Consider the following 15,640-nt stretch of genomic DNA (forward strand, 5'->3'; position numbering starts at 1 on the left):
GTCCAAGTACTAGCGGTGAAGCGGGTCGAGCGGGCACAGCGGAAGGTCGCGGTCGAACCGGCTTGGGAACTGTCAAGGGTTCGGCCAAGCTGGCGCTGGAAGGCGACACGGGCGAGCTGGGCGAAGTGGCGATCATGAACCTGGCCGACGCACTCGACACGTACATCCCGACGCCGGAGCGTGCAGTTGACGGCGCGTTCCTGATGCCGGTGGAAGACGTGTTCTCGATCTCGGGTCGTGGCACGGTGGTGACGGGTCGCGTCGAGCGCGGCATCGTCAAGGTCGGCGAGGAAATCGAAATCGTCGGTATCAAGCCGACGGTGAAGACGACCTGCACGGGCGTGGAAATGTTCCGCAAGCTGCTCGACCAGGGTCAGGCTGGCGACAACGTGGGTATCCTGCTGCGCGGCACGAAGCGTGAAGACGTGGAGCGTGGCCAGGTTCTGGCGAAGCCGGGTTCGATCACGCCGCACACGCACTTCACGGCTGAAGTGTACGTGCTGAGCAAGGACGAAGGCGGCCGTCACACGCCGTTCTTCAACAACTACCGTCCGCAGTTCTACTTCCGTACGACGGACGTGACGGGCTCGATCGAGCTGCCGAAGGACAAGGAAATGGTGATGCCGGGCGACAACGTGTCGATCACGGTGAAGCTGATCGCTCCGATCGCGATGGAAGAAGGTCTGCGCTTCGCAATCCGCGAAGGTGGCCGTACCGTCGGCGCCGGTGTCGTCGCCAAGATCATCGAGTAATCGAGTAGAATACTCGGCTTGCTGTAGAAGTTGATGTACCTTGGGACCATCCCGCGACGCCCTGTCGCGGGATGGTCCTGCGCTCTTTATATCGTCTGGCGGCGCAAGTCCGCCTCGCTCTTTTCAAGGAATTGTCATGCAGAACCAAAAAATCCGTATCCGCCTGAAGGCTTTCGACTATCGCCTGATCGACCAGTCGGCTGCTGAAATCGTCGATACGGCGAAGCGCACGGGCGCCATCGTCCGCGGTCCGGTGCCGCTGCCGACGCGCATCCAGCGTTTCGACATTCTGCGTTCGCCGCACGTCAACAAGACCTCGCGCGACCAGCTCGAAATCCGCACCCACCTGCGCCTGATGGACATCGTCGACCCGACGGACAAGACCGTCGACGCACTGATGAAGCTGGACCTCCCGGCTGGCGTGGACGTCGAAATCAAGCTGCAGTAAGAGCCTCGAGCGCTGTCTGATTTGTCCGACAGCGCTAAGTCTTTGATTGCTTGCGAAAAACGAGAGAGGACGTTATACTTGACGTCTTTTCGCGCGTTTGCGCAAAAAATCGGTGTGTTCCTTTCGGGCCTTTACCCTGAAAACATGCCGGTACTTTGTAAATTAGCCCCGACCAATCGCAGTCGGGAATGGAGAAAACGATGAGCCTTGGACTCGTAGGTCGCAAGGTTGGCATGACCCGTATCTTCACGGCCGAAGGGGATTCGATTCCCGTGACCGTGCTGGACGTGTCCGACAACCGCGTGACGCAGATCAAGACTGTTGAAACCGACGGCTACACGGCCGTTCAGGTTGCGTTCGGTACGCGCCGTGCATCGCGCGTGACGAAGCCGCTCGCAGGTCATCTCGCCAAAGCTGGCGTTCAAGCCGGTGAAATCCTCAAGGAATTCCAGATCGACGCCGCCAAGGCTGCCGAACTGTCCGCTGGCGCTGTGATCGGTGTGGAACTCTTCGAAGAAGGCCAGAAAATCGACGTGCAAGGCACCTCGATCGGTAAGGGCTACGCCGGTACCATCAAGCGTTACAACTTCGCTTCGGGTCGTGCTTCGCACGGTAACTCGCGCTCGCACAATGTGCCGGGCTCGATCGGTATGGCGCAGGATCCGGGTCGCGTGTTCCCGGGTAAGCGCATGACCGGTCACATGGGTGACGAAACCGTGACGGTGCAGAACCTCGAAATCGCCCGTATCGACGCAGAGCGCAAGCTGCTGCTGGTCAAGGGTGCCGTGCCGGGTGCAAAGGGCGGCAAGGTTTTCGTGACGCCCGCCGTCAAGGCGCGCGCCAAGAAAGGAGCGCAATAATGGAACTGAAGCTCCTGAATGCTAATGGTCAGGAAGGCGCAGCAGTTAACGCGTCGGACGTCGTGTTCGGCCGTGACTACAACGAAGCGCTGATCCACCAGATCGTTGTCGCCTACCAGGCGAACGCGCGCAGCGGCAACCGCGCGCAGAAGGACCGCGAGCAGGTCAAGCACACCACCAAGAAGCCGTGGCGTCAGAAGGGTACGGGCCGCGCTCGTGCCGGTATGTCGTCGAGCCCGTTGTGGCGTGGCGGTGGTCGCATCTTCCCGAATTCGCCGGAAGAAAACTTCTCGCACAAGGTCAACAAGAAGATGCATCGCGCAGGCCTCTGCTCGATCTTCTCGCAGCTGGCCCGCGAAGGCCGCATCTCGGTCGTCGAAGAGCTCTCGCTCGAAGCGCCCAAGACGAAGCTGCTGGCCGAAAAATTCAAGGCCATGGGTCTCGAATCCGTGCTGGTCATCACCGACACGGTCGACGAGAACCTGTATCTCGCGTCGCGCAACCTGCCCCACGTGGCAGTCGTTGAGCCGCGTTTTGCCGACCCGCTCTCGCTGATCTATTTCAAGAAGATCCTGATCACGAAGGCAGCGGTCGCCCAGATCGAGGAGTTGCTGTCATGAGCGAGATTCGCAAGAACGATCATCGTTTGATGCAGGTCCTGCTCGCACCGGTGATCTCCGAAAAGGCGACGCTGGTTGCGGAGAAGAACGAACAAGTCGTCTTCGAAGTCGCGCCGGACGCGAACAAGCAGGAAGTCAAGGCTGCTGTCGAGCTGCTGTTCAAGGTGGAAGTCGAGTCCGTCAACGTGCTGGTCCAGAAGGGCAAAGCCAAGCGCTTTGGCCGCTTCAACGGCAAGCGCAAGGACGTGAAGAAGGCGTACGTCTGCCTGAAGCCCGGCCAGGAAATCAACTTTGAAGCGGAGGCCAAGTAATCATGGCAATCGTGAAAGTTAAGCCGACCTCGCCGGGTCGCCGCGCGATGGTGAAGATCGTCAACAAGGATCTGCACAAGGGCGCGCCGTACGCACCGCTGCTCGAAAAGCAATCCGTGAAGGCGGGCCGTAATAACAACGGCCACATCACCACGCGTCACCAGGGTGGCGGTCACAAGCAGCACTACCGTGTGATCGATTTCCGTCGTACGAAGGATGGCATCCCCGCGAAGGTGGAGCGTCTCGAGTATGACCCGAACCGCAGCGCGAACATCGCGCTGGTTCTGTACGCAGACGGCGAGCGCCGCTACATCATCGCGCCGAAGGGCGTGACGGTTGGCACGCAGCTGATGTCGGGTTCGGAAGCGCCGATCCGCGCGGGCAACACCCTGCCGATCCGCAACATTCCGGTCGGTACGACGATCCACTGCATCGAAATGCTGCCGGGCAAGGGCGCGCAGATCGCACGTTCGGCTGGTACGTCGGCGATGCTGCTGGCCCGTGAAGGCGTCTACGCGCAGGTTCGTCTGCGTTCGGGCGAAATCCGCCGCGTGCACGTCGAATGCCGTGCAACGATCGGTGAAGTTGGCAACGAAGAGCACAGCCTCCGTCAAATCGGTAAGGCTGGCGCGAACCGCTGGCGCGGTATCCGCCCGACGGTACGTGGCGTTGCAATGAACCCGGTCGACCACCCGCACGGTGGTGGCGAAGGCAAGACTGCGGCTGGTCGCGACCCGGTGAGCCCGTGGGGCACGCCGACGAAGGGCTATCGCACCCGCAGCAACAAGCGCACGACGAGCATGATCGTCCAGCGCCGTCACAAGCGTTAAGGAGTAGGCAATGGCACGTTCTATTAAGAAAGGTCCGTTCTGCGACGCCCATTTGCTGAAGAAGGTTGAGGCGGCTGCAGCTACGCGCGACAAGAAACCGATCAAGACCTGGTCGCGTCGTTCGACGATCCTGCCGGACTTCATCGGCCTGACGATCGCCGTTCACAACGGCCGTCAACACGTTCCGGTGTATGTCACGGAAAACATGGTCGGCCACAAGCTTGGCGAGTTCGCACTGACCCGTACGTTCAAGGGTCACGCGGCCGACAAGAAGGCCAAGAAATAAGGGGCAATCAAGATGGAAGTGAAGGCAATTCATCGCGGTGCCCGCATCTCGGCGCAGAAGACGCGTCTTGTGGCTGACCAGATCCGCGGTCTGCCGGTCGACAAGGCGCTGAACGTCCTGACGTTCTCGCCGAAGAAAGCGGCTGGCATCGTGAAAAAGGTTGTGCTCTCGGCGATCGCAAACGCGGAACACAACGAAGGTGCTGACATCGACGAGCTCAAGATCAAGAGCATCTACGTCGACAAGGCGGCTTCGCTGAAGCGTTTCACCGCACGCGCAAAGGGTCGCGGTAACCGCATCGAGAAGCAATCCTGTCACATCACTGTGACGGTCGGGAATTAAGGAGCCATACGATGGGACAGAAAATTCATCCGACTGGCTTCCGCTTGGCCGTCAGCCGCAATTGGGCTTCGCGTTGGTACGCGAACAACAACAATTTCGCGGCGATGTTGAAGGAAGACATCGGTGTTCGTGAATACCTGAAGAAGAAGCTGAAGAACGCTTCGGTGGGCCGTGTTGTGATCGAGCGTCCGGCAAAGAACGCTCGCATCACGATTTACAGCTCGCGTCCGGGTGTGGTGATCGGCAAGAAGGGCGAGGACATCGAACTCCTCAAGGCCGAACTGCAGAAGCGCATGGGCGTTCCGGTTCACGTGAACATCGAAGAAATTCGCAAGCCGGAAACCGACGCGCAGCTGATCGCCGACTCGATCACGCAGCAGCTCGAGCGCCGCATCATGTTCCGTCGCGCAATGAAGCGCGCGATGCAGAACGCAATGCGTCTGGGTGCCCAGGGCATCAAGATCATGAGCGCCGGCCGTCTGAACGGTATCGAAATCGCACGTACCGAGTGGTACCGCGAAGGTCGAGTGCCGCTTCACACGCTGCGTGCTGACATCGACTACGCAACCTCGGAAGCGAAGACGACGTACGGCATCATCGGCGTGAAGGTTTGGGTCTACAAGGGCGACACGCTCGGCCGCAACGACGCACCGGTGGTGGAAGAAGTCGCCGAAGAAAAGCGTCCGCGCCGCAACGCGCGCCCGGGCGATCGTCGTCCGCGCCGTGATGGCGAAGGCGCACCGGGCGCACGTCGTGGCGCACCGCGCCGTGGCGCTGCCGGCGGTGACGGCAAGAGTGGAGAATAACGATGCTGCAACCGAAACGCAGGAAGTATCGCAAAGAGCAGAAGGGTCGTAACACCGGCGTCGCAACGCGCGGCAACGCAGTTTCGTTCGGTGAATACGGTCTGAAGGCTATCGGTCGTGGTCGCCTGACCGCACGTCAGATTGAATCGGCGCGTCGTGCAATGACGCGTCACATCAAGCGCGGCGGCCGCATCTGGATCCGTATCTTCCCGGACAAGCCGATCTCGCAAAAGCCGGCGGAAGTGCGTATGGGTAACGGTAAGGGTAACCCTGAGTACTACGTCGCCGAGATTCAGCCGGGCAAGATGCTGTATGAAATGGATGGTGTGTCCGAAGAACTGGCCCGTGAAGCCTTCCGTCTGGCTGCAGCCAAGCTGCCGCTGAAGACGGTCTTCATGGTTCGCCAGCTCGGCGCCTAAGGAGTGATTGATGAAGGCATCTGAACTTCTTCAGAAAGACAAGGCCGCGCTCGACCAAGAGCTGTCGGACCTCTTGAAGGCGCAATTCGGCCTGCGCATGCAACTCGCGACCCAGCAGCTCACGAACACGAGCCAGCTGAAGAAGGTTCGTCGCGACATCGCGCGTGTGCGGACCGTTCTGACTCAGAAGGCGAACCAGAAATGAACGATAGCGTGAAAACCTCGCTTAAGCGGACGCTGGTCGGCAAGGTCGTCAGCAACAAGATGGACAAGACGGTCACCGTCCTGGTCGAGCGCCGCGTCAAGCACCCGATCTACGGCAAGTACGTCGTGCAGTCGAAGAAGTATCACGCGCACGACGAGTCGAACACGTACAACGAGGGTGATCTCGTTGAAATCCAGGAAACCCGTCCGATTTCGAAGACGAAGGCCTGGACCGTGTCGAAGCTGATCGAAGCAGCACGCGTCATCTAAGTTCAGATGATGCAACGCCCCGGGGCCGCAGTTCTCAAAGCCACCGGGGTGGAGAAGTTGTTGAAATCGCTGAAGATTTCGCTTGCGAGACCAAGATTATCGAGTTATAGTCTTGGTCTTCCCTCTTTATGGGTCTGCTGTTGGCAAAGCGGCAGGCGAAAGTAGGTGGGGGAAGCAAAACCCGGGCGCCAGTCCGGGTTAGCAAGATTCACCGGAATGCGATGGCCGGTTTCGTTTGCCGTCGCTGCTGTTCTTACCCAAGCAGCTGAGCGGTCGTTCTAGTGGCGGCGCGGCTGACGGGACCAAGACTGACCGGATGTGCCATGGTGGCGCGACCGGATTAAGTTGGGAAAGATAAACCATGATCCAGACCGAAACTCGGCTTGAAGTAGCCGACAACACGGGTGCGCGTGAAGTCATGTGCATCAAGGTGCTCGGCGGCTCGAAGCGTCGTTATGCCAGCATTGGCGACATCATCAAGGTGAGCGTCAAGGAAGCAACGCCGCGTGGGCGCGTGAAAAAGGGCGAAATCTACAACGCTGTTGTGGTTCGCACTGCGAAGGGCGTGCGCCGTCAAGACGGCTCGCTGATCAAGTTCGATGGCAACGCCGCCGTGCTTTTGAATACCAAGCTTGAGCCGATCGGCACCCGTATTTTCGGGCCCGTCACGCGTGAGCTGCGTAGCGAACGATTCATGAAGATCGTTTCGCTTGCGCCGGAAGTGCTGTAAGGAGTCGCGATGAACAAGATTCGCAAGGGTGACGAAGTTATCGTCGTCACGGGCAAAGACAAGGGCAAGCGCGGCGTCGTGCTGGCCGTGGGCGAAGAGCGCGTCACCGTCGAAGGCATCAACATCGCGAAGAAGCATGTGAAGCCGAACCCCATGAAGGGTACGACGGGCGGTGTGGAAGCCAAGGCAATGCCGCTGGCCATCTCGAACGTCGCACTGGTCGACGCGAACGGTAAGCCGTCGCGCGTGGGCATCAAGGTCGAAGGGGACAAGAAGGTCCGTTTCCTGAAGACGACCGGTGCTGTTCTGAGCGCCTGACGCTGCGGAGTAAAAAATGGCACGTTTGCAAGAATTTTATAAAGAGAAGGTCGTTCCTGGCCTGATCGAGAAGTTCGGTTACAAGTCGGTCATGGAAGTGCCGCGCCTCACCAAGATCACCCTGAACATGGGTGTCGGTGAAGCCGTCGCTGACAAGAAGGTCCTCGAGCACGCCGTTGGCGACCTCACGAAGATCGCCGGCCAGAAGCCCGTCGTGACGAAGTCGCGTAAGGCAATCGCCGGTTTCAAGATCCGCGAAGGTTATCCGATCGGCACGATGGTCACGCTGCGTGGCCAGGCTATGTACGAATTCCTCGACCGTTTCGTGACGGTTGCGCTGCCCCGCGTGCGCGACTTCCGCGGTGTGTCGGGCAAGGCGTTCGACGGCCGTGGTAACTACAACATCGGTGTGAAAGAGCAGATCATTTTCCCCGAAATCGACTACGACAAGATCGACGCGCTGCGTGGGCTGAACATCAGCATCACGACGACTGCGAAGACCGACGAAGAAGCCAAGGCACTGCTCGCCAGCTTCAAGTTCCCGTTCAGAAACTGAGGTTACCGTGGCTAAACTGGCACTGATCGAACGTGAAAAGAAGCGCGCTCGTCTGGCAGCGAAATTTGCGCCGAAGCGCGCAGCGCTGAAGGCGATCATCGACGACCAAAGCAAGTCGGAAGAAGAGCGTTACGCAGCTCGCCTCGAACTGCAACAACTGCCGCGCAACTCGAACCCGACCCGCAAGCGTAACCGCTGCGCGATCACGGGTCGTCCGCGTGGTACGTTCCGCAAATTCGGTCTCGCACGTAACAAGATTCGTGAAATCGCGTTCCGTGGTGAGATCCCTGGCATCACCAAGGCGAGCTGGTAATAGGAGAAACATAAATGAGCATGAGTGATCCTATCGCCGATATGCTGACTCGCATCCGCAATGCGCAGATGGTCGAGAAGGTTTCGGTTGCTATGCCCTCGTCGAAAGTGAAGATTGCGATTGCGCAGGTTCTGAAGGACGAAGGTTATATCGACGACTTCGCGGTGAAGACCGAAGGTGCGAAGTCGGAATTGAACATCGCGTTGAAGTACTACGCTGGCCGTCCCGTTATCGAGCGCATCGAACGCGTCTCGAAGCCGGGTCTGCGCGTGTACCGCGGCCGCAACGACATCCCGCAGGTCATGAATGGCCTGGGCGTTGCGATCGTGTCGACGCCGAAGGGTGTGATGACGGACCGCAAGGCGCGCGCTACTGGCGTCGGCGGCGAAGTTATCTGCTACGTCGCTTAAAGCCTAGGGAGAAGAAACATGTCTCGAGTAGGTAAGAGCCCGATCGCGCTGCAAGGCGCAGAAGCGACGCTCAGCGACGAGAAGATTACCGTCAAGGGCCCGCTGGGTACGATTTCGCAAGCTTCGAACCGCCTCGTGAAGGTGGTGAACGACAACGGTACGCTCAAGTTCGAGCCGACCGATGAAAGCCGCGAAGCCAATGCGATGTCGGGCACGATGCGCGCGATCGTCGCGAACATGGTGCAAGGCGTGACGAAGGGTTTCGAGCGCAAGCTGACGCTGGTTGGCGTCGGTTACCGTGCTCAAGCGCAAGGCGACAAGCTGAACCTGTCGCTGGGTTTCTCGCACCCCGTGGTGCACCAGATGCCCGAAGGCGTCAAGGCTGAAACCCCGTCGCAAACGGAAATCGTGATCAAGGGGATCGACAAGCAAAAAGTCGGCCAAACCGCTGCCGAAGTGCGCGGTTATCGCCCGCCTGAGCCCTATAAGGGCAAGGGTGTGCGTTACGCCGACGAGGTTGTGATCCTCAAAGAAACGAAGAAGAAGTAAGGGTGCGCAATCATGGATAAGACTCAATCTCGCCTGCGCCGCGCTCGTCAGACGCGTCTCAAGATCGCTGAGCTGCAGGTCGCGCGTCTGGCCGTGCATCGCACGAACACGCACATCTATGCGCAAGTGTTCTCGCCCTGCGGCACCAAGGTGCTGGCCAGCGCGTCGACGCTTGAAGCCGAAGTGCGTGCGCAACTGGCTGACCAGTCGGGCAAGGGCGGCAACGTCGCCGCTGCCTCGTTGATCGGCAAGCGTATTGCAGAAAAGGCTAAGGCCGCCGGCATCGAATCCGTCGCCTTTGACCGCTCGGGTTTCCGCTACCACGGTCGCGTCAAGGCGCTGGCTGATGCTGCGCGCGAAGCCGGGCTCAAGTTCTAAGGAAGGAATTCGTCATGGCAAAGATGCAAGCGAAAGTTCAGGCTGACGAGCGCGACGACGGCCTTCGCGAAAAAATGATTTCGGTCAACCGCGTGACCAAGGTCGTGAAGGGTGGCCGTATTCTCGGCTTCGCCGCACTGACCGTGGTTGGCGACGGTGATGGCCGCGTCGGTATGGGCAAGGGCAAGTCGAAGGAAGTGCCGGTTGCTGTCCAGAAGGCGATGGAACAAGCTCGCCGCAACATGTTCAAGGTGCCCCTGAAGAACGGCACCCTGCAACACGAAGTGCATGGCAAGCACGGCGCATCGGTCGTCCTCCTCGCTCCGGCGAAGGCAGGTACGGGCGTGATCGCCGGCGGCCCGATGCGCGCAGTGTTCGACGTGATGGGCGTGCAGAACGTCGTGGCAAAGAGCCACGGTTCGACGAATCCGTACAACCTCGTCCGTGCGACGCTGGACGGTCTGCGCAAGCAGTCGACCCCGGCAGACATCGCGGCGAAGCGCGGCAAGTCCGTCGAAGACATTCTGGGCTAAGGGTGGGCACCATGTCTGATAAAACTGTCAAGGTTCAGCTCGTCAAGAGCCTGATTGGGACCCGCGAAACGCACCGTGCCACCGTGCGCGGTCTCGGCCTGCGTCGCCTGAACTCGGTTTCCGAGCTGCAGGACACGCCGGCTGTGCGCGGCATGATCAACAAGGTCTCGTACCTCGTCAAGGTCATCGGCTAAGCGGTCGACCAAGGACTCCAGGAGTTTGAAATGGAATTGAATAACCTGAAGCCGGCAGAAGGCGCGAAGCACGCAAAGCGTCGCGTCGGTCGCGGCATCGGCTCCGGCCTCGGCAAGACCGCTGGCCGTGGTCACAAGGGTCAAAAATCGCGTTCGGGCGGCTTCCACAAAGTCGGCTTCGAAGGCGGTCAGATGCCTCTGCAGCGTCGTCTGCCCAAGCGTGGCTTCACCTCGCTGACGAAGGAATTCGTTGGTGAAGTGCGCCTCGCCGATATCGAGAAGCTGTCGGTCGACGAAATCGATCTGTTGGCTCTCAAGCAGGCAGGCCTCGTTGGCGAAATGACCAGGAGCGCGAAGATCATCGCCACCGGCGAAATCAAGCGCAAGGTCGTGGTCAAGGGTCTGGGTGCGACGAAGAATGCGCGTGCTGCGATCGAAGCAGCAGGCGGTTCTTTTGCCGAGTGATTGTGAGTGGTGCGTGCGGGCTTGCCCGCCGTCACTAGCATCTGCATCGGAGAAGCTACTTGGCTAATAGCCCGAGTCTCGCAAAAACCGGTCGCAGCGCTCCGAAGTTCGGCGACCTGCGCCGGCGTGCAGTGTTCCTGCTGCTGGCGCTGGTCGTTTATCGCATCGGTGCGCATATTCCGGTGCCGGGCATCGACCCGGACCAACTGGCGAAGCTCTTCCAGAGCCAGTCGGGCGGTATCCTTGGCATGTTCAACATGTTCTCGGGTGGCGCACTGTCTCGCTTCACGATCTTCGCGCTGGGTGTGATGCCGTATATCTCGGCGTCGATCATCTTGCAGCTCATGGCGATCGTCTCGCCGCAGCTCGAGGCGCTGAAGAAGGAAGGGCAGGCTGGACAACGCAAGATCACGCAGTACACGCGAATCTTCACGGTGGTGCTGGCAACCTTTCAGGCTTTCGGCATCGCGGTCGCGCTGGAAAACCAGCCCGGCCTCGTGATCGATCCGGGCATGGTGTTTCGCCTGACGACGGTCATGACGCTCGTGACCGGCACGATGTTCCTGATGTGGCTCGGTGAGCAAATCACGGAACGCGGGCTTGGCAACGGCATTTCGATCATCATCTTCGGCGGGATCGCAGCGGGTTTCCCGAATGCGATCGGCGGTCTGTTCGAACTGGTTCGCACCGGCTCGATGGGCCCCGTCTCGGCGATCATCATCGTGGTGCTGATCGCGGCCGTGACGTATCTGGTGGTGTTCATCGAACGCGGCCAGCGCAAGATCCTCGTGAACTATGCGAAGCGTCAGGTTGGCAACAAGATTTACGGTGGGCAGTCGTCGCACCTGCCGCTCAAGCTGAACATGTCGGGCGTGATTCCGCCGATCTTCGCATCGTCGATCATCCTGTTCCCGGCAACTATCCTGAACTGGTTCAGTTCGGGATCGCGATCCGGTTGGTTCGCAGACACGCTGCACAACGTGGCCGAAGCCCTCAAGCCTGGCCAGCCTGTGTACGTGTTGCTGTACGCGTTGGCGATCGTCTTCTTCTGCTTCTTCTACACCGCTCTGGTGTTCAACAGCAGGGAAACGGCTGACAACCTGAAGAAGAGTGGCGCGTTCGTACCTGGCATCCGCCCGGGCGATCAGACGGCTCGCTATATCGACCGCATCCTCACGCGTCTGACGCTGGCCGGTGCGATCTATATCGTGTTCGTCTGCCTGCTGCCCGAGTTTCTGGTGCTGCGCTGGAACGTGCCGTTTTATTTTGGTGGAACGTCGCTGCTGATCATTGTCGTCGTCACAATGGACTTCATGGCGCAGGTGCAGTCGTACGTAATGTCGCAACAATATGAATCGCTGCTCAAGAAGGCCAACTTCAAGGGCGGCGGAGTCCCGATGCGGTAAGAACCTATGGCCAAAGACGATGTAATCCAGATGCAGGGTGAGGTCATCGAAAACCTCCCCAACGCAACCTTCCGGGTGAAGCTGGAAAACGGCCATGTCGTTCTGGGACATATTTCCGGAAAAATGCGGATGCACTACATCCGCATTCTCCCGGGCGACAAGGTGACGGTAGAGTTGACGCCTTACGATCTGTCGCGTGCGCGGATCGTGTTCCGGGCGAAGTGATTTAGGAAAAAGGGTAATATCATGAAAGTGATGGCATCGGTAAAGCGCATTTGCCGCAACTGCAAAATCATCAAGCGCAACGGCGTCGTTCGCGTGATCTGCAGCTCGGACCCGCGCCACAAGCAGCGTCAAGGCTGATTAGCGCGCTTGCGCTTTTTGTTTGAGGAAAAACAATGGCTCGTATTGCAGGGGTTAACATCCCGAACCACCAGCACACTGAAATCGGCCTCACGGCAATTTTCGGTGTTGGCCGCACGCGTTCGCGCAACATCTGCGTTGCCGCGGGTGTGCCGTTTGACAAGAAGGTCAAGGACCTGAACGACGCGGATCTCGAAAAGCTGCGTGAGGAAGTGGGCAAGTTTGTCGTCGAAGGCGATCTGCGCCGTGAAGTGACGATGAACATCAAGCGCCTGATGGACCTCGGCTGCTACCGCGGCGTGCGCCATCGCAAGGGCCTGCCCCTGCGTGGCCAGCGTACGCGTACCAACGCGCGCACGCGTAAGGGTCCGCGCCGCGCAGCACAGTCGCTGAAGAAGTAAGCGGAACTGAAAGTTACAGGAAAACGTAATGGCTAAGGCTTCGAACAACTCCGCGGCGCAACGCGTTCGCAAGAAGGTTAAGAAGAACGTCGCCGAGGGCGTGGTTCACGTTCACGCGTCGTTCAACAACACCATCATCACGATCACCGATCGCCAGGGCAACGCGCTTGCCTGGGCAACGTCGGGCGGTCAGGGCTTCAAGGGTTCGCGTAAGTCGACCCCCTTCGCAGCTCAGGTCGCAGCCGAGTCGGCTGGCCGTGTCGCGATGGAATACGGCGTCAAGAACCTCGAAGTGCGTATCAAGGGCCCCGGCCCTGGCCGCGAATCGGCGGTGCGCGCGCTGCATGGTCTTGGCATCAAGATCACCGCGATCTCCGACGTGACGCCGGTCCCGCACAACGGCTGCCGTCCGCCGAAGCGCCGCCGCATCTAAGGCGTCGCGTATTGCCGATCGCCTGAGCCGCCGGTTACGGCGTCCCAGGCTCTCGGCGTTATTGAATTGACTAAGCCCACCGTTCGGTTCAAAGAGCCGGACTAGCGCGAAGGCCGCAAGCCCTCGCGTGATCAATTATCGAAGGAAAGCAACGTGGCACGTTATATCGGCCCGAAGGCCAAGCTGTCCCGCCGTGAAGGCACCGACCTCTTCCTGAAGAGCGCACGCCGCTCGCTCGCCGACAAGTGCAAGCTCGACAGCAAGCCGGGTCAGCACGGCCGCACCTCGGGCGCCCGCACCTCCGACTACGGCACGCAGCTTCGCGAAAAGCAAAAAGTGAAGCGCATCTACGGCGTGCTCGAGCGCCAGTTCCGCCGCTACTTCGCGGAAGCGGACCGTCGCAAGGGCAACACCGGCGAAAACCTGCTGCAACTGCTCGAATCGCGTCTCGACAACGTCGTGTACCGCATGGGCTTTGCATCGACCCGCGCTGAAGCGCGTCAGCTCGTGAGCCACAAGGCTCTCACGCTGAACGGCGTCGTTGCGAACGTCCCGTCGATGCAAGTGAAGGCAGGCGACGTCGTCGCGATTCGCGAAAAGGCGAAGAAGCAGGCGCGTATCGTCGAAGCGCTGTCGCTGGCTGAGCAAGGCGGCATGCCGGGTTGGGTTGCGGTCGATGCGAAGAAGTTCGAAGGCACGTTCAAGGGCATGCCGGAGCGCAGCGACATCGCTGGCGACATCAACGAAAGCCTGATCGTCGAATTGTATTCGCGTTAATCGGATTGACGGCCGGGGTAACCTCTGTGCTTCGCGCAGGAGGTGGCCTCGGCTGTTTTTTTCAGGTTGTTGCCATTCTCAGCCTTATCGGTGTAACGAGCCGAGGGTATTGAAAAGGAAAACCTATGCAAACCAGTTTGTTGAAACCCAAGATCATCGCTGTGGAATCTCTCGGCGAGAACCACGCGAAAGTGGTCATGGAGCCGTTCGAACGCGGTTATGGCCACACCTTGGGTAACGCGCTCCGGCGCGTGCTGCTGTCGTCGATGGTGGGCTATGCGCCGACCGAAGTGACGATCGCAGGCGTCGTGCACGAGTACTCGACGCTCGATGGTGTGCAAGAGGACGTGGTCAACCTGCTGCTGAACCTGAAGGGCGTGGTGTTCAAGCTGCATAACCGTGACGAAGTAACGGTTACGCTGCGCAAGGAAGGCGAAGGTGTTGTCACCGCTGGCGACATCGAACTCTCGCACGACTGCGAAGTCATCAACCCGGAACACGTGGTTGCGCATCTGACGAAGGGCGGCAAGCTCGACGTGCAGATCAAGATCGAGAAGGGCCGTGGCTATGTGCCGGGCAACGTGCGCCGCTATGGCGACGAGTCGGCCAAGATCATCGGCCGTATCGTGCTGGACGCGTCGTTCTCGCCGGTTCGCCGCGTGAGCTACGCCGTCGAAAGCGCGCGTGTCGAGCAGCGTACCGACCTCGACAAGCTCGTGATGAACATCGAAACCAACGGCGTGATCTCGCCTGAGGAAGCGATCCGCCAGTCGGCGCGCATCCTCGTGGATCAGCTGTCGGTGTTCGCTGCACTGGAAGGCACGGAAACGGCCGCGGAAGCGCCGTCGCGCGCACCGCAGATCGATCCGATCCTGCTGCGTCCGGTGGACGATCTCGAACTCACGGTTCGCTCGGCGAACTGCCTGAAGGCCGAGAACATCTACTACATCGGCGACCTCATCCAGCGCACCGAGAACGAGCTGCTCAAGACCCCGAACCTGGGTCGCAAGTCGCTCAACGAGATCAAGGAAGTGCTCGCTTCGCGCGGTCTCACGCTCGGCATGAAGCTCGAAAACTGGCCGCCGGCCGGGTTGGACAAATAAGTCGACAAGTAAGTAATGTGGCACGGACGCGGATTTTCCTTTAAAATCCGCGTCTTGCCTTTTTCACGTACCGGCCCGTGCTTCGGCGAGGTGTCAAACCTGACGAAGCGATAGAAGAGCTGGACCAAAACTTTGTTTCAAGGAAATTGAAATGCGTCACCGTCATGGTCTGCGGAAACTGAACCGCACGAGCAGCCACCGTCTGGCAATGCTCCGTAACATGTCCAACTCGCTGATCGAGCACGAAGTCATCAAGACCACGCTGCCGAAGGCGAAGGAACTCCGTAAGGTTGTCGAGCCCCTCATCACGCTGGGCAAGAAGCCGTCGCTCGCAAACCGTCGTCTGGCGTTCAACCGCCTGCGCGATCGTGACTCGGTCACGAAGCTGTTCGACGTGCTCGGCCCGCGCTTCGCGAACCGTCCGGGTGGCTACCTGCGCATCCTGAAGTTCGGTTTCCGTGTTGGCGACAACGCACCGATGGCACTGGTCGAACTGCTCGATCGTCCGGAAGTCGCGGAAGAGAACGTCCAGGAAGCGGAATAAGCTTTCAGTTGCCCGGCGC

29 protein-coding genes and 1 pseudogene are annotated in these 15,640 nt (G+C 59.7%); all 30 read left to right on the forward strand.

What is annotated here, in order from left to right; genetic code table 11:
• Positions 1 to 71: 71 nt before the first annotated feature.
• A pseudogene (locus L5014_RS23955) lies at positions 72 to 752 on the forward strand (EF-Tu C-terminal domain-related protein); the annotation flags it as partial.
• 136 nt (positions 753 to 888) lie between these two features.
• On the forward strand, positions 889 to 1,200 hold the full coding sequence (gene rpsJ, locus L5014_RS23960) for a 30S ribosomal protein S10 (RefSeq protein ID WP_017777154.1): 312 nt from the start codon (positions 889 to 891) through the stop codon (positions 1,198 to 1,200).
• A gap of 200 nt (positions 1,201 to 1,400) precedes the next feature.
• Positions 1,401 to 2,060 (forward strand): 50S ribosomal protein L3, encoded by a 660-nt coding sequence (gene rplC, locus L5014_RS23965; protein WP_052406167.1) that lies wholly within the window; start codon positions 1,401 to 1,403, stop codon positions 2,058 to 2,060.
• The gene (gene rplD, locus L5014_RS23970; protein ID WP_028213350.1) at positions 2,060 to 2,680 is read left to right on the forward strand and encodes a 50S ribosomal protein L4; all 621 of its coding nucleotides are present in this window, start codon (positions 2,060 to 2,062) and stop codon (positions 2,678 to 2,680) included. Before rplC ends, rplD begins: the two co-directional genes overlap by 1 nt.
• Positions 2,677 to 2,991, forward strand: coding sequence for a 50S ribosomal protein L23 (rplW, locus tag L5014_RS23975; RefSeq protein WP_028206513.1), 315 nt, complete (start codon positions 2,677 to 2,679; stop codon positions 2,989 to 2,991). Before rplD ends, rplW begins: the two co-directional genes overlap by 4 nt.
• Positions 2,992 to 2,993: 2 nt before the next feature.
• Positions 2,994 to 3,821: a 50S ribosomal protein L2 gene (gene rplB / locus L5014_RS23980; protein WP_238466284.1), complete on the forward strand. Its 828-nt coding sequence runs from the start codon at positions 2,994 to 2,996 to the stop codon at positions 3,819 to 3,821.
• 10 nt (positions 3,822 to 3,831) lie between these two features.
• Positions 3,832 to 4,107 carry a 30S ribosomal protein S19 gene (gene rpsS / locus L5014_RS23985; RefSeq protein ID WP_027797286.1) on the forward strand — a complete coding sequence of 92 codons (276 nt, stop codon included), beginning with the start codon at positions 3,832 to 3,834 and terminating at the stop codon, positions 4,105 to 4,107.
• A 12-nt stretch (positions 4,108 to 4,119) separates the two neighbouring features.
• A complete protein-coding gene (gene rplV / locus L5014_RS23990; protein ID WP_004199272.1) occupies positions 4,120 to 4,449 on the forward strand; it encodes a 50S ribosomal protein L22 in 330 nt (109 codons plus the stop codon).
• An 11-nt stretch (positions 4,450 to 4,460) separates the two neighbouring features.
• A complete protein-coding gene (gene rpsC, locus L5014_RS23995) occupies positions 4,461 to 5,255 on the forward strand; it encodes a 30S ribosomal protein S3 (RefSeq protein ID WP_028213348.1) in 795 nt (264 codons plus the stop codon).
• A 2-nt stretch (positions 5,256 to 5,257) separates the two neighbouring features.
• Positions 5,258 to 5,674: a 50S ribosomal protein L16 gene (rplP, locus tag L5014_RS24000; protein WP_103706962.1), complete on the forward strand. Its 417-nt coding sequence runs from the start codon at positions 5,258 to 5,260 to the stop codon at positions 5,672 to 5,674.
• 10 nt (positions 5,675 to 5,684) lie between these two features.
• Complete coding sequence (gene rpmC / locus L5014_RS24005) at positions 5,685 to 5,879, forward strand: 50S ribosomal protein L29 (protein WP_027819350.1); 195 nt, start codon at positions 5,685 to 5,687, stop codon at positions 5,877 to 5,879.
• Positions 5,876 to 6,148 carry a 30S ribosomal protein S17 gene (gene rpsQ, locus L5014_RS24010; protein ID WP_238466286.1) on the forward strand — a complete coding sequence of 91 codons (273 nt, stop codon included), beginning with the start codon at positions 5,876 to 5,878 and terminating at the stop codon, positions 6,146 to 6,148. The genes rpmC and rpsQ overlap by 4 nt, the downstream gene beginning before the upstream one ends.
• Positions 6,149 to 6,509: 361 nt before the next feature.
• Entirely contained in the window at positions 6,510 to 6,878 is a 369-nt protein-coding gene (rplN, locus tag L5014_RS24015; RefSeq protein WP_028213345.1) for a 50S ribosomal protein L14, read from the forward strand.
• Between the two features lie 9 nt (positions 6,879 to 6,887).
• Entirely contained in the window at positions 6,888 to 7,196 is a 309-nt protein-coding gene (gene rplX / locus L5014_RS24020) for a 50S ribosomal protein L24 (protein ID WP_158951569.1), read from the forward strand.
• Positions 7,197 to 7,212: 16 nt separating this feature from the next.
• Positions 7,213 to 7,752 carry a 50S ribosomal protein L5 gene (rplE, locus tag L5014_RS24025; protein WP_238466287.1) on the forward strand — a complete coding sequence of 180 codons (540 nt, stop codon included), beginning with the start codon at positions 7,213 to 7,215 and terminating at the stop codon, positions 7,750 to 7,752.
• Between the two features lie 7 nt (positions 7,753 to 7,759).
• The gene (rpsN, locus tag L5014_RS24030; RefSeq protein WP_035531713.1) at positions 7,760 to 8,065 is read left to right on the forward strand and encodes a 30S ribosomal protein S14; all 306 of its coding nucleotides are present in this window, start codon (positions 7,760 to 7,762) and stop codon (positions 8,063 to 8,065) included.
• A gap of 14 nt (positions 8,066 to 8,079) precedes the next feature.
• Entirely contained in the window at positions 8,080 to 8,475 is a 396-nt protein-coding gene (gene rpsH, locus L5014_RS24035) for a 30S ribosomal protein S8 (RefSeq protein WP_027819345.1), read from the forward strand.
• An 18-nt stretch (positions 8,476 to 8,493) separates the two neighbouring features.
• Positions 8,494 to 9,024 carry a 50S ribosomal protein L6 gene (gene rplF, locus L5014_RS24040; RefSeq protein ID WP_158758790.1) on the forward strand — a complete coding sequence of 177 codons (531 nt, stop codon included), beginning with the start codon at positions 8,494 to 8,496 and terminating at the stop codon, positions 9,022 to 9,024.
• Positions 9,025 to 9,036: 12 nt separating this feature from the next.
• A complete protein-coding gene (rplR, locus tag L5014_RS24045) occupies positions 9,037 to 9,402 on the forward strand; it encodes a 50S ribosomal protein L18 (RefSeq protein ID WP_027819343.1) in 366 nt (121 codons plus the stop codon).
• Between the two features lie 14 nt (positions 9,403 to 9,416).
• A complete protein-coding gene (gene rpsE, locus L5014_RS24050) occupies positions 9,417 to 9,935 on the forward strand; it encodes a 30S ribosomal protein S5 (protein WP_028206522.1) in 519 nt (172 codons plus the stop codon).
• Between the two features lie 11 nt (positions 9,936 to 9,946).
• Positions 9,947 to 10,129, forward strand: a complete 183-nt coding sequence (gene rpmD, locus L5014_RS24055; protein WP_028199571.1) for a 50S ribosomal protein L30 — start codon at positions 9,947 to 9,949, stop codon at positions 10,127 to 10,129.
• A gap of 30 nt (positions 10,130 to 10,159) precedes the next feature.
• Entirely contained in the window at positions 10,160 to 10,594 is a 435-nt protein-coding gene (rplO, locus tag L5014_RS24060; RefSeq protein WP_238466288.1) for a 50S ribosomal protein L15, read from the forward strand.
• A gap of 59 nt (positions 10,595 to 10,653) precedes the next feature.
• Complete coding sequence (gene secY / locus L5014_RS24065) at positions 10,654 to 12,000, forward strand: preprotein translocase subunit SecY (protein ID WP_238466290.1); 1,347 nt, start codon at positions 10,654 to 10,656, stop codon at positions 11,998 to 12,000.
• Between the two features lie 6 nt (positions 12,001 to 12,006).
• Positions 12,007 to 12,225, forward strand: coding sequence for a translation initiation factor IF-1 (infA, locus tag L5014_RS24070; RefSeq protein WP_004521905.1), 219 nt, complete (start codon positions 12,007 to 12,009; stop codon positions 12,223 to 12,225).
• A gap of 21 nt (positions 12,226 to 12,246) precedes the next feature.
• Positions 12,247 to 12,363, forward strand: coding sequence for a 50S ribosomal protein L36 (gene rpmJ / locus L5014_RS24075; protein WP_027819338.1), 117 nt, complete (start codon positions 12,247 to 12,249; stop codon positions 12,361 to 12,363).
• Positions 12,364 to 12,398: 35 nt separating this feature from the next.
• Complete coding sequence (rpsM, locus tag L5014_RS24080) at positions 12,399 to 12,764, forward strand: 30S ribosomal protein S13 (RefSeq protein ID WP_027797301.1); 366 nt, start codon at positions 12,399 to 12,401, stop codon at positions 12,762 to 12,764.
• A gap of 28 nt (positions 12,765 to 12,792) precedes the next feature.
• The gene (rpsK, locus tag L5014_RS24085) at positions 12,793 to 13,197 is read left to right on the forward strand and encodes a 30S ribosomal protein S11 (RefSeq protein WP_006052224.1); all 405 of its coding nucleotides are present in this window, start codon (positions 12,793 to 12,795) and stop codon (positions 13,195 to 13,197) included.
• Between the two features lie 153 nt (positions 13,198 to 13,350).
• A complete protein-coding gene (gene rpsD / locus L5014_RS24090) occupies positions 13,351 to 13,974 on the forward strand; it encodes a 30S ribosomal protein S4 (RefSeq protein WP_238466292.1) in 624 nt (207 codons plus the stop codon).
• A gap of 125 nt (positions 13,975 to 14,099) precedes the next feature.
• Positions 14,100 to 15,077 carry a DNA-directed RNA polymerase subunit alpha gene (locus tag L5014_RS24095; protein WP_028222614.1) on the forward strand — a complete coding sequence of 326 codons (978 nt, stop codon included), beginning with the start codon at positions 14,100 to 14,102 and terminating at the stop codon, positions 15,075 to 15,077.
• A 151-nt stretch (positions 15,078 to 15,228) separates the two neighbouring features.
• Entirely contained in the window at positions 15,229 to 15,621 is a 393-nt protein-coding gene (rplQ, locus tag L5014_RS24100) for a 50S ribosomal protein L17 (RefSeq protein ID WP_027797304.1), read from the forward strand.
• The last annotated feature ends 19 nt before the right edge of the window (positions 15,622 to 15,640 follow it).

This window comes from Paraburkholderia tagetis (assembly GCF_022213065.1).
In the GTDB taxonomy this organism is placed as follows: Bacteria; Pseudomonadota; Gammaproteobacteria; order Burkholderiales; family Burkholderiaceae; genus Paraburkholderia; species Paraburkholderia tagetis.

What these genes read in the sequence shown, in the direction of transcription:
- rpsM (WP_027797301.1), top strand. Translation starts at nt 12,399, where the DNA reads ATGGCTCGTATTGCAGGGGTTAACATCCCGAACCACCAGCACACTGAA.
- rpsH (WP_027819345.1), top strand. Translation starts at nt 8,080, where the DNA reads ATGAGCATGAGTGATCCTATCGCCGATATGCTGACTCGCATCCGCAAT.
- rplD (WP_028213350.1), top strand. Translation starts at nt 2,060, where the DNA reads ATGGAACTGAAGCTCCTGAATGCTAATGGTCAGGAAGGCGCAGCAGTT.
- infA (WP_004521905.1), top strand. Translation starts at nt 12,007, where the DNA reads ATGGCCAAAGACGATGTAATCCAGATGCAGGGTGAGGTCATCGAAAAC.
- rpmJ (WP_027819338.1), top strand. Translation starts at nt 12,247, where the DNA reads ATGAAAGTGATGGCATCGGTAAAGCGCATTTGCCGCAACTGCAAAATC.
- rpsS (WP_027797286.1), top strand. Translation starts at nt 3,832, where the DNA reads ATGGCACGTTCTATTAAGAAAGGTCCGTTCTGCGACGCCCATTTGCTG.
- rplR (WP_027819343.1), top strand. Translation starts at nt 9,037, where the DNA reads ATGGATAAGACTCAATCTCGCCTGCGCCGCGCTCGTCAGACGCGTCTC.
- rpsC (WP_028213348.1), top strand. Translation starts at nt 4,461, where the DNA reads ATGGGACAGAAAATTCATCCGACTGGCTTCCGCTTGGCCGTCAGCCGC.
- L5014_RS24095 (WP_028222614.1), top strand. Translation starts at nt 14,100, where the DNA reads ATGCAAACCAGTTTGTTGAAACCCAAGATCATCGCTGTGGAATCTCTC.
- rpsJ (WP_017777154.1), top strand. Translation starts at nt 889, where the DNA reads ATGCAGAACCAAAAAATCCGTATCCGCCTGAAGGCTTTCGACTATCGC.
- rplP (WP_103706962.1), top strand. Translation starts at nt 5,258, where the DNA reads ATGCTGCAACCGAAACGCAGGAAGTATCGCAAAGAGCAGAAGGGTCGT.
- rplQ (WP_027797304.1), top strand. Translation starts at nt 15,229, where the DNA reads ATGCGTCACCGTCATGGTCTGCGGAAACTGAACCGCACGAGCAGCCAC.
- rplE (WP_238466287.1), top strand. Translation starts at nt 7,213, where the DNA reads ATGGCACGTTTGCAAGAATTTTATAAAGAGAAGGTCGTTCCTGGCCTG.
- rplV (WP_004199272.1), top strand. Translation starts at nt 4,120, where the DNA reads ATGGAAGTGAAGGCAATTCATCGCGGTGCCCGCATCTCGGCGCAGAAG.
- rpmC (WP_027819350.1), top strand. Translation starts at nt 5,685, where the DNA reads ATGAAGGCATCTGAACTTCTTCAGAAAGACAAGGCCGCGCTCGACCAA.
- rplW (WP_028206513.1), top strand. Translation starts at nt 2,677, where the DNA reads ATGAGCGAGATTCGCAAGAACGATCATCGTTTGATGCAGGTCCTGCTC.
- rplX (WP_158951569.1), top strand. Translation starts at nt 6,888, where the DNA reads ATGAACAAGATTCGCAAGGGTGACGAAGTTATCGTCGTCACGGGCAAA.
- rpmD (WP_028199571.1), top strand. Translation starts at nt 9,947, where the DNA reads ATGTCTGATAAAACTGTCAAGGTTCAGCTCGTCAAGAGCCTGATTGGG.
- rplB (WP_238466284.1), top strand. Translation starts at nt 2,994, where the DNA reads ATGGCAATCGTGAAAGTTAAGCCGACCTCGCCGGGTCGCCGCGCGATG.
- rpsQ (WP_238466286.1), top strand. Translation starts at nt 5,876, where the DNA reads ATGAACGATAGCGTGAAAACCTCGCTTAAGCGGACGCTGGTCGGCAAG.
- rplC (WP_052406167.1), top strand. Translation starts at nt 1,401, where the DNA reads ATGAGCCTTGGACTCGTAGGTCGCAAGGTTGGCATGACCCGTATCTTC.
- rplO (WP_238466288.1), top strand. Translation starts at nt 10,160, where the DNA reads ATGGAATTGAATAACCTGAAGCCGGCAGAAGGCGCGAAGCACGCAAAG.
- rplN (WP_028213345.1), top strand. Translation starts at nt 6,510, where the DNA reads ATGATCCAGACCGAAACTCGGCTTGAAGTAGCCGACAACACGGGTGCG.
- rpsE (WP_028206522.1), top strand. Translation starts at nt 9,417, where the DNA reads ATGGCAAAGATGCAAGCGAAAGTTCAGGCTGACGAGCGCGACGACGGC.
- rpsK (WP_006052224.1), top strand. Translation starts at nt 12,793, where the DNA reads ATGGCTAAGGCTTCGAACAACTCCGCGGCGCAACGCGTTCGCAAGAAG.
- rplF (WP_158758790.1), top strand. Translation starts at nt 8,494, where the DNA reads ATGTCTCGAGTAGGTAAGAGCCCGATCGCGCTGCAAGGCGCAGAAGCG.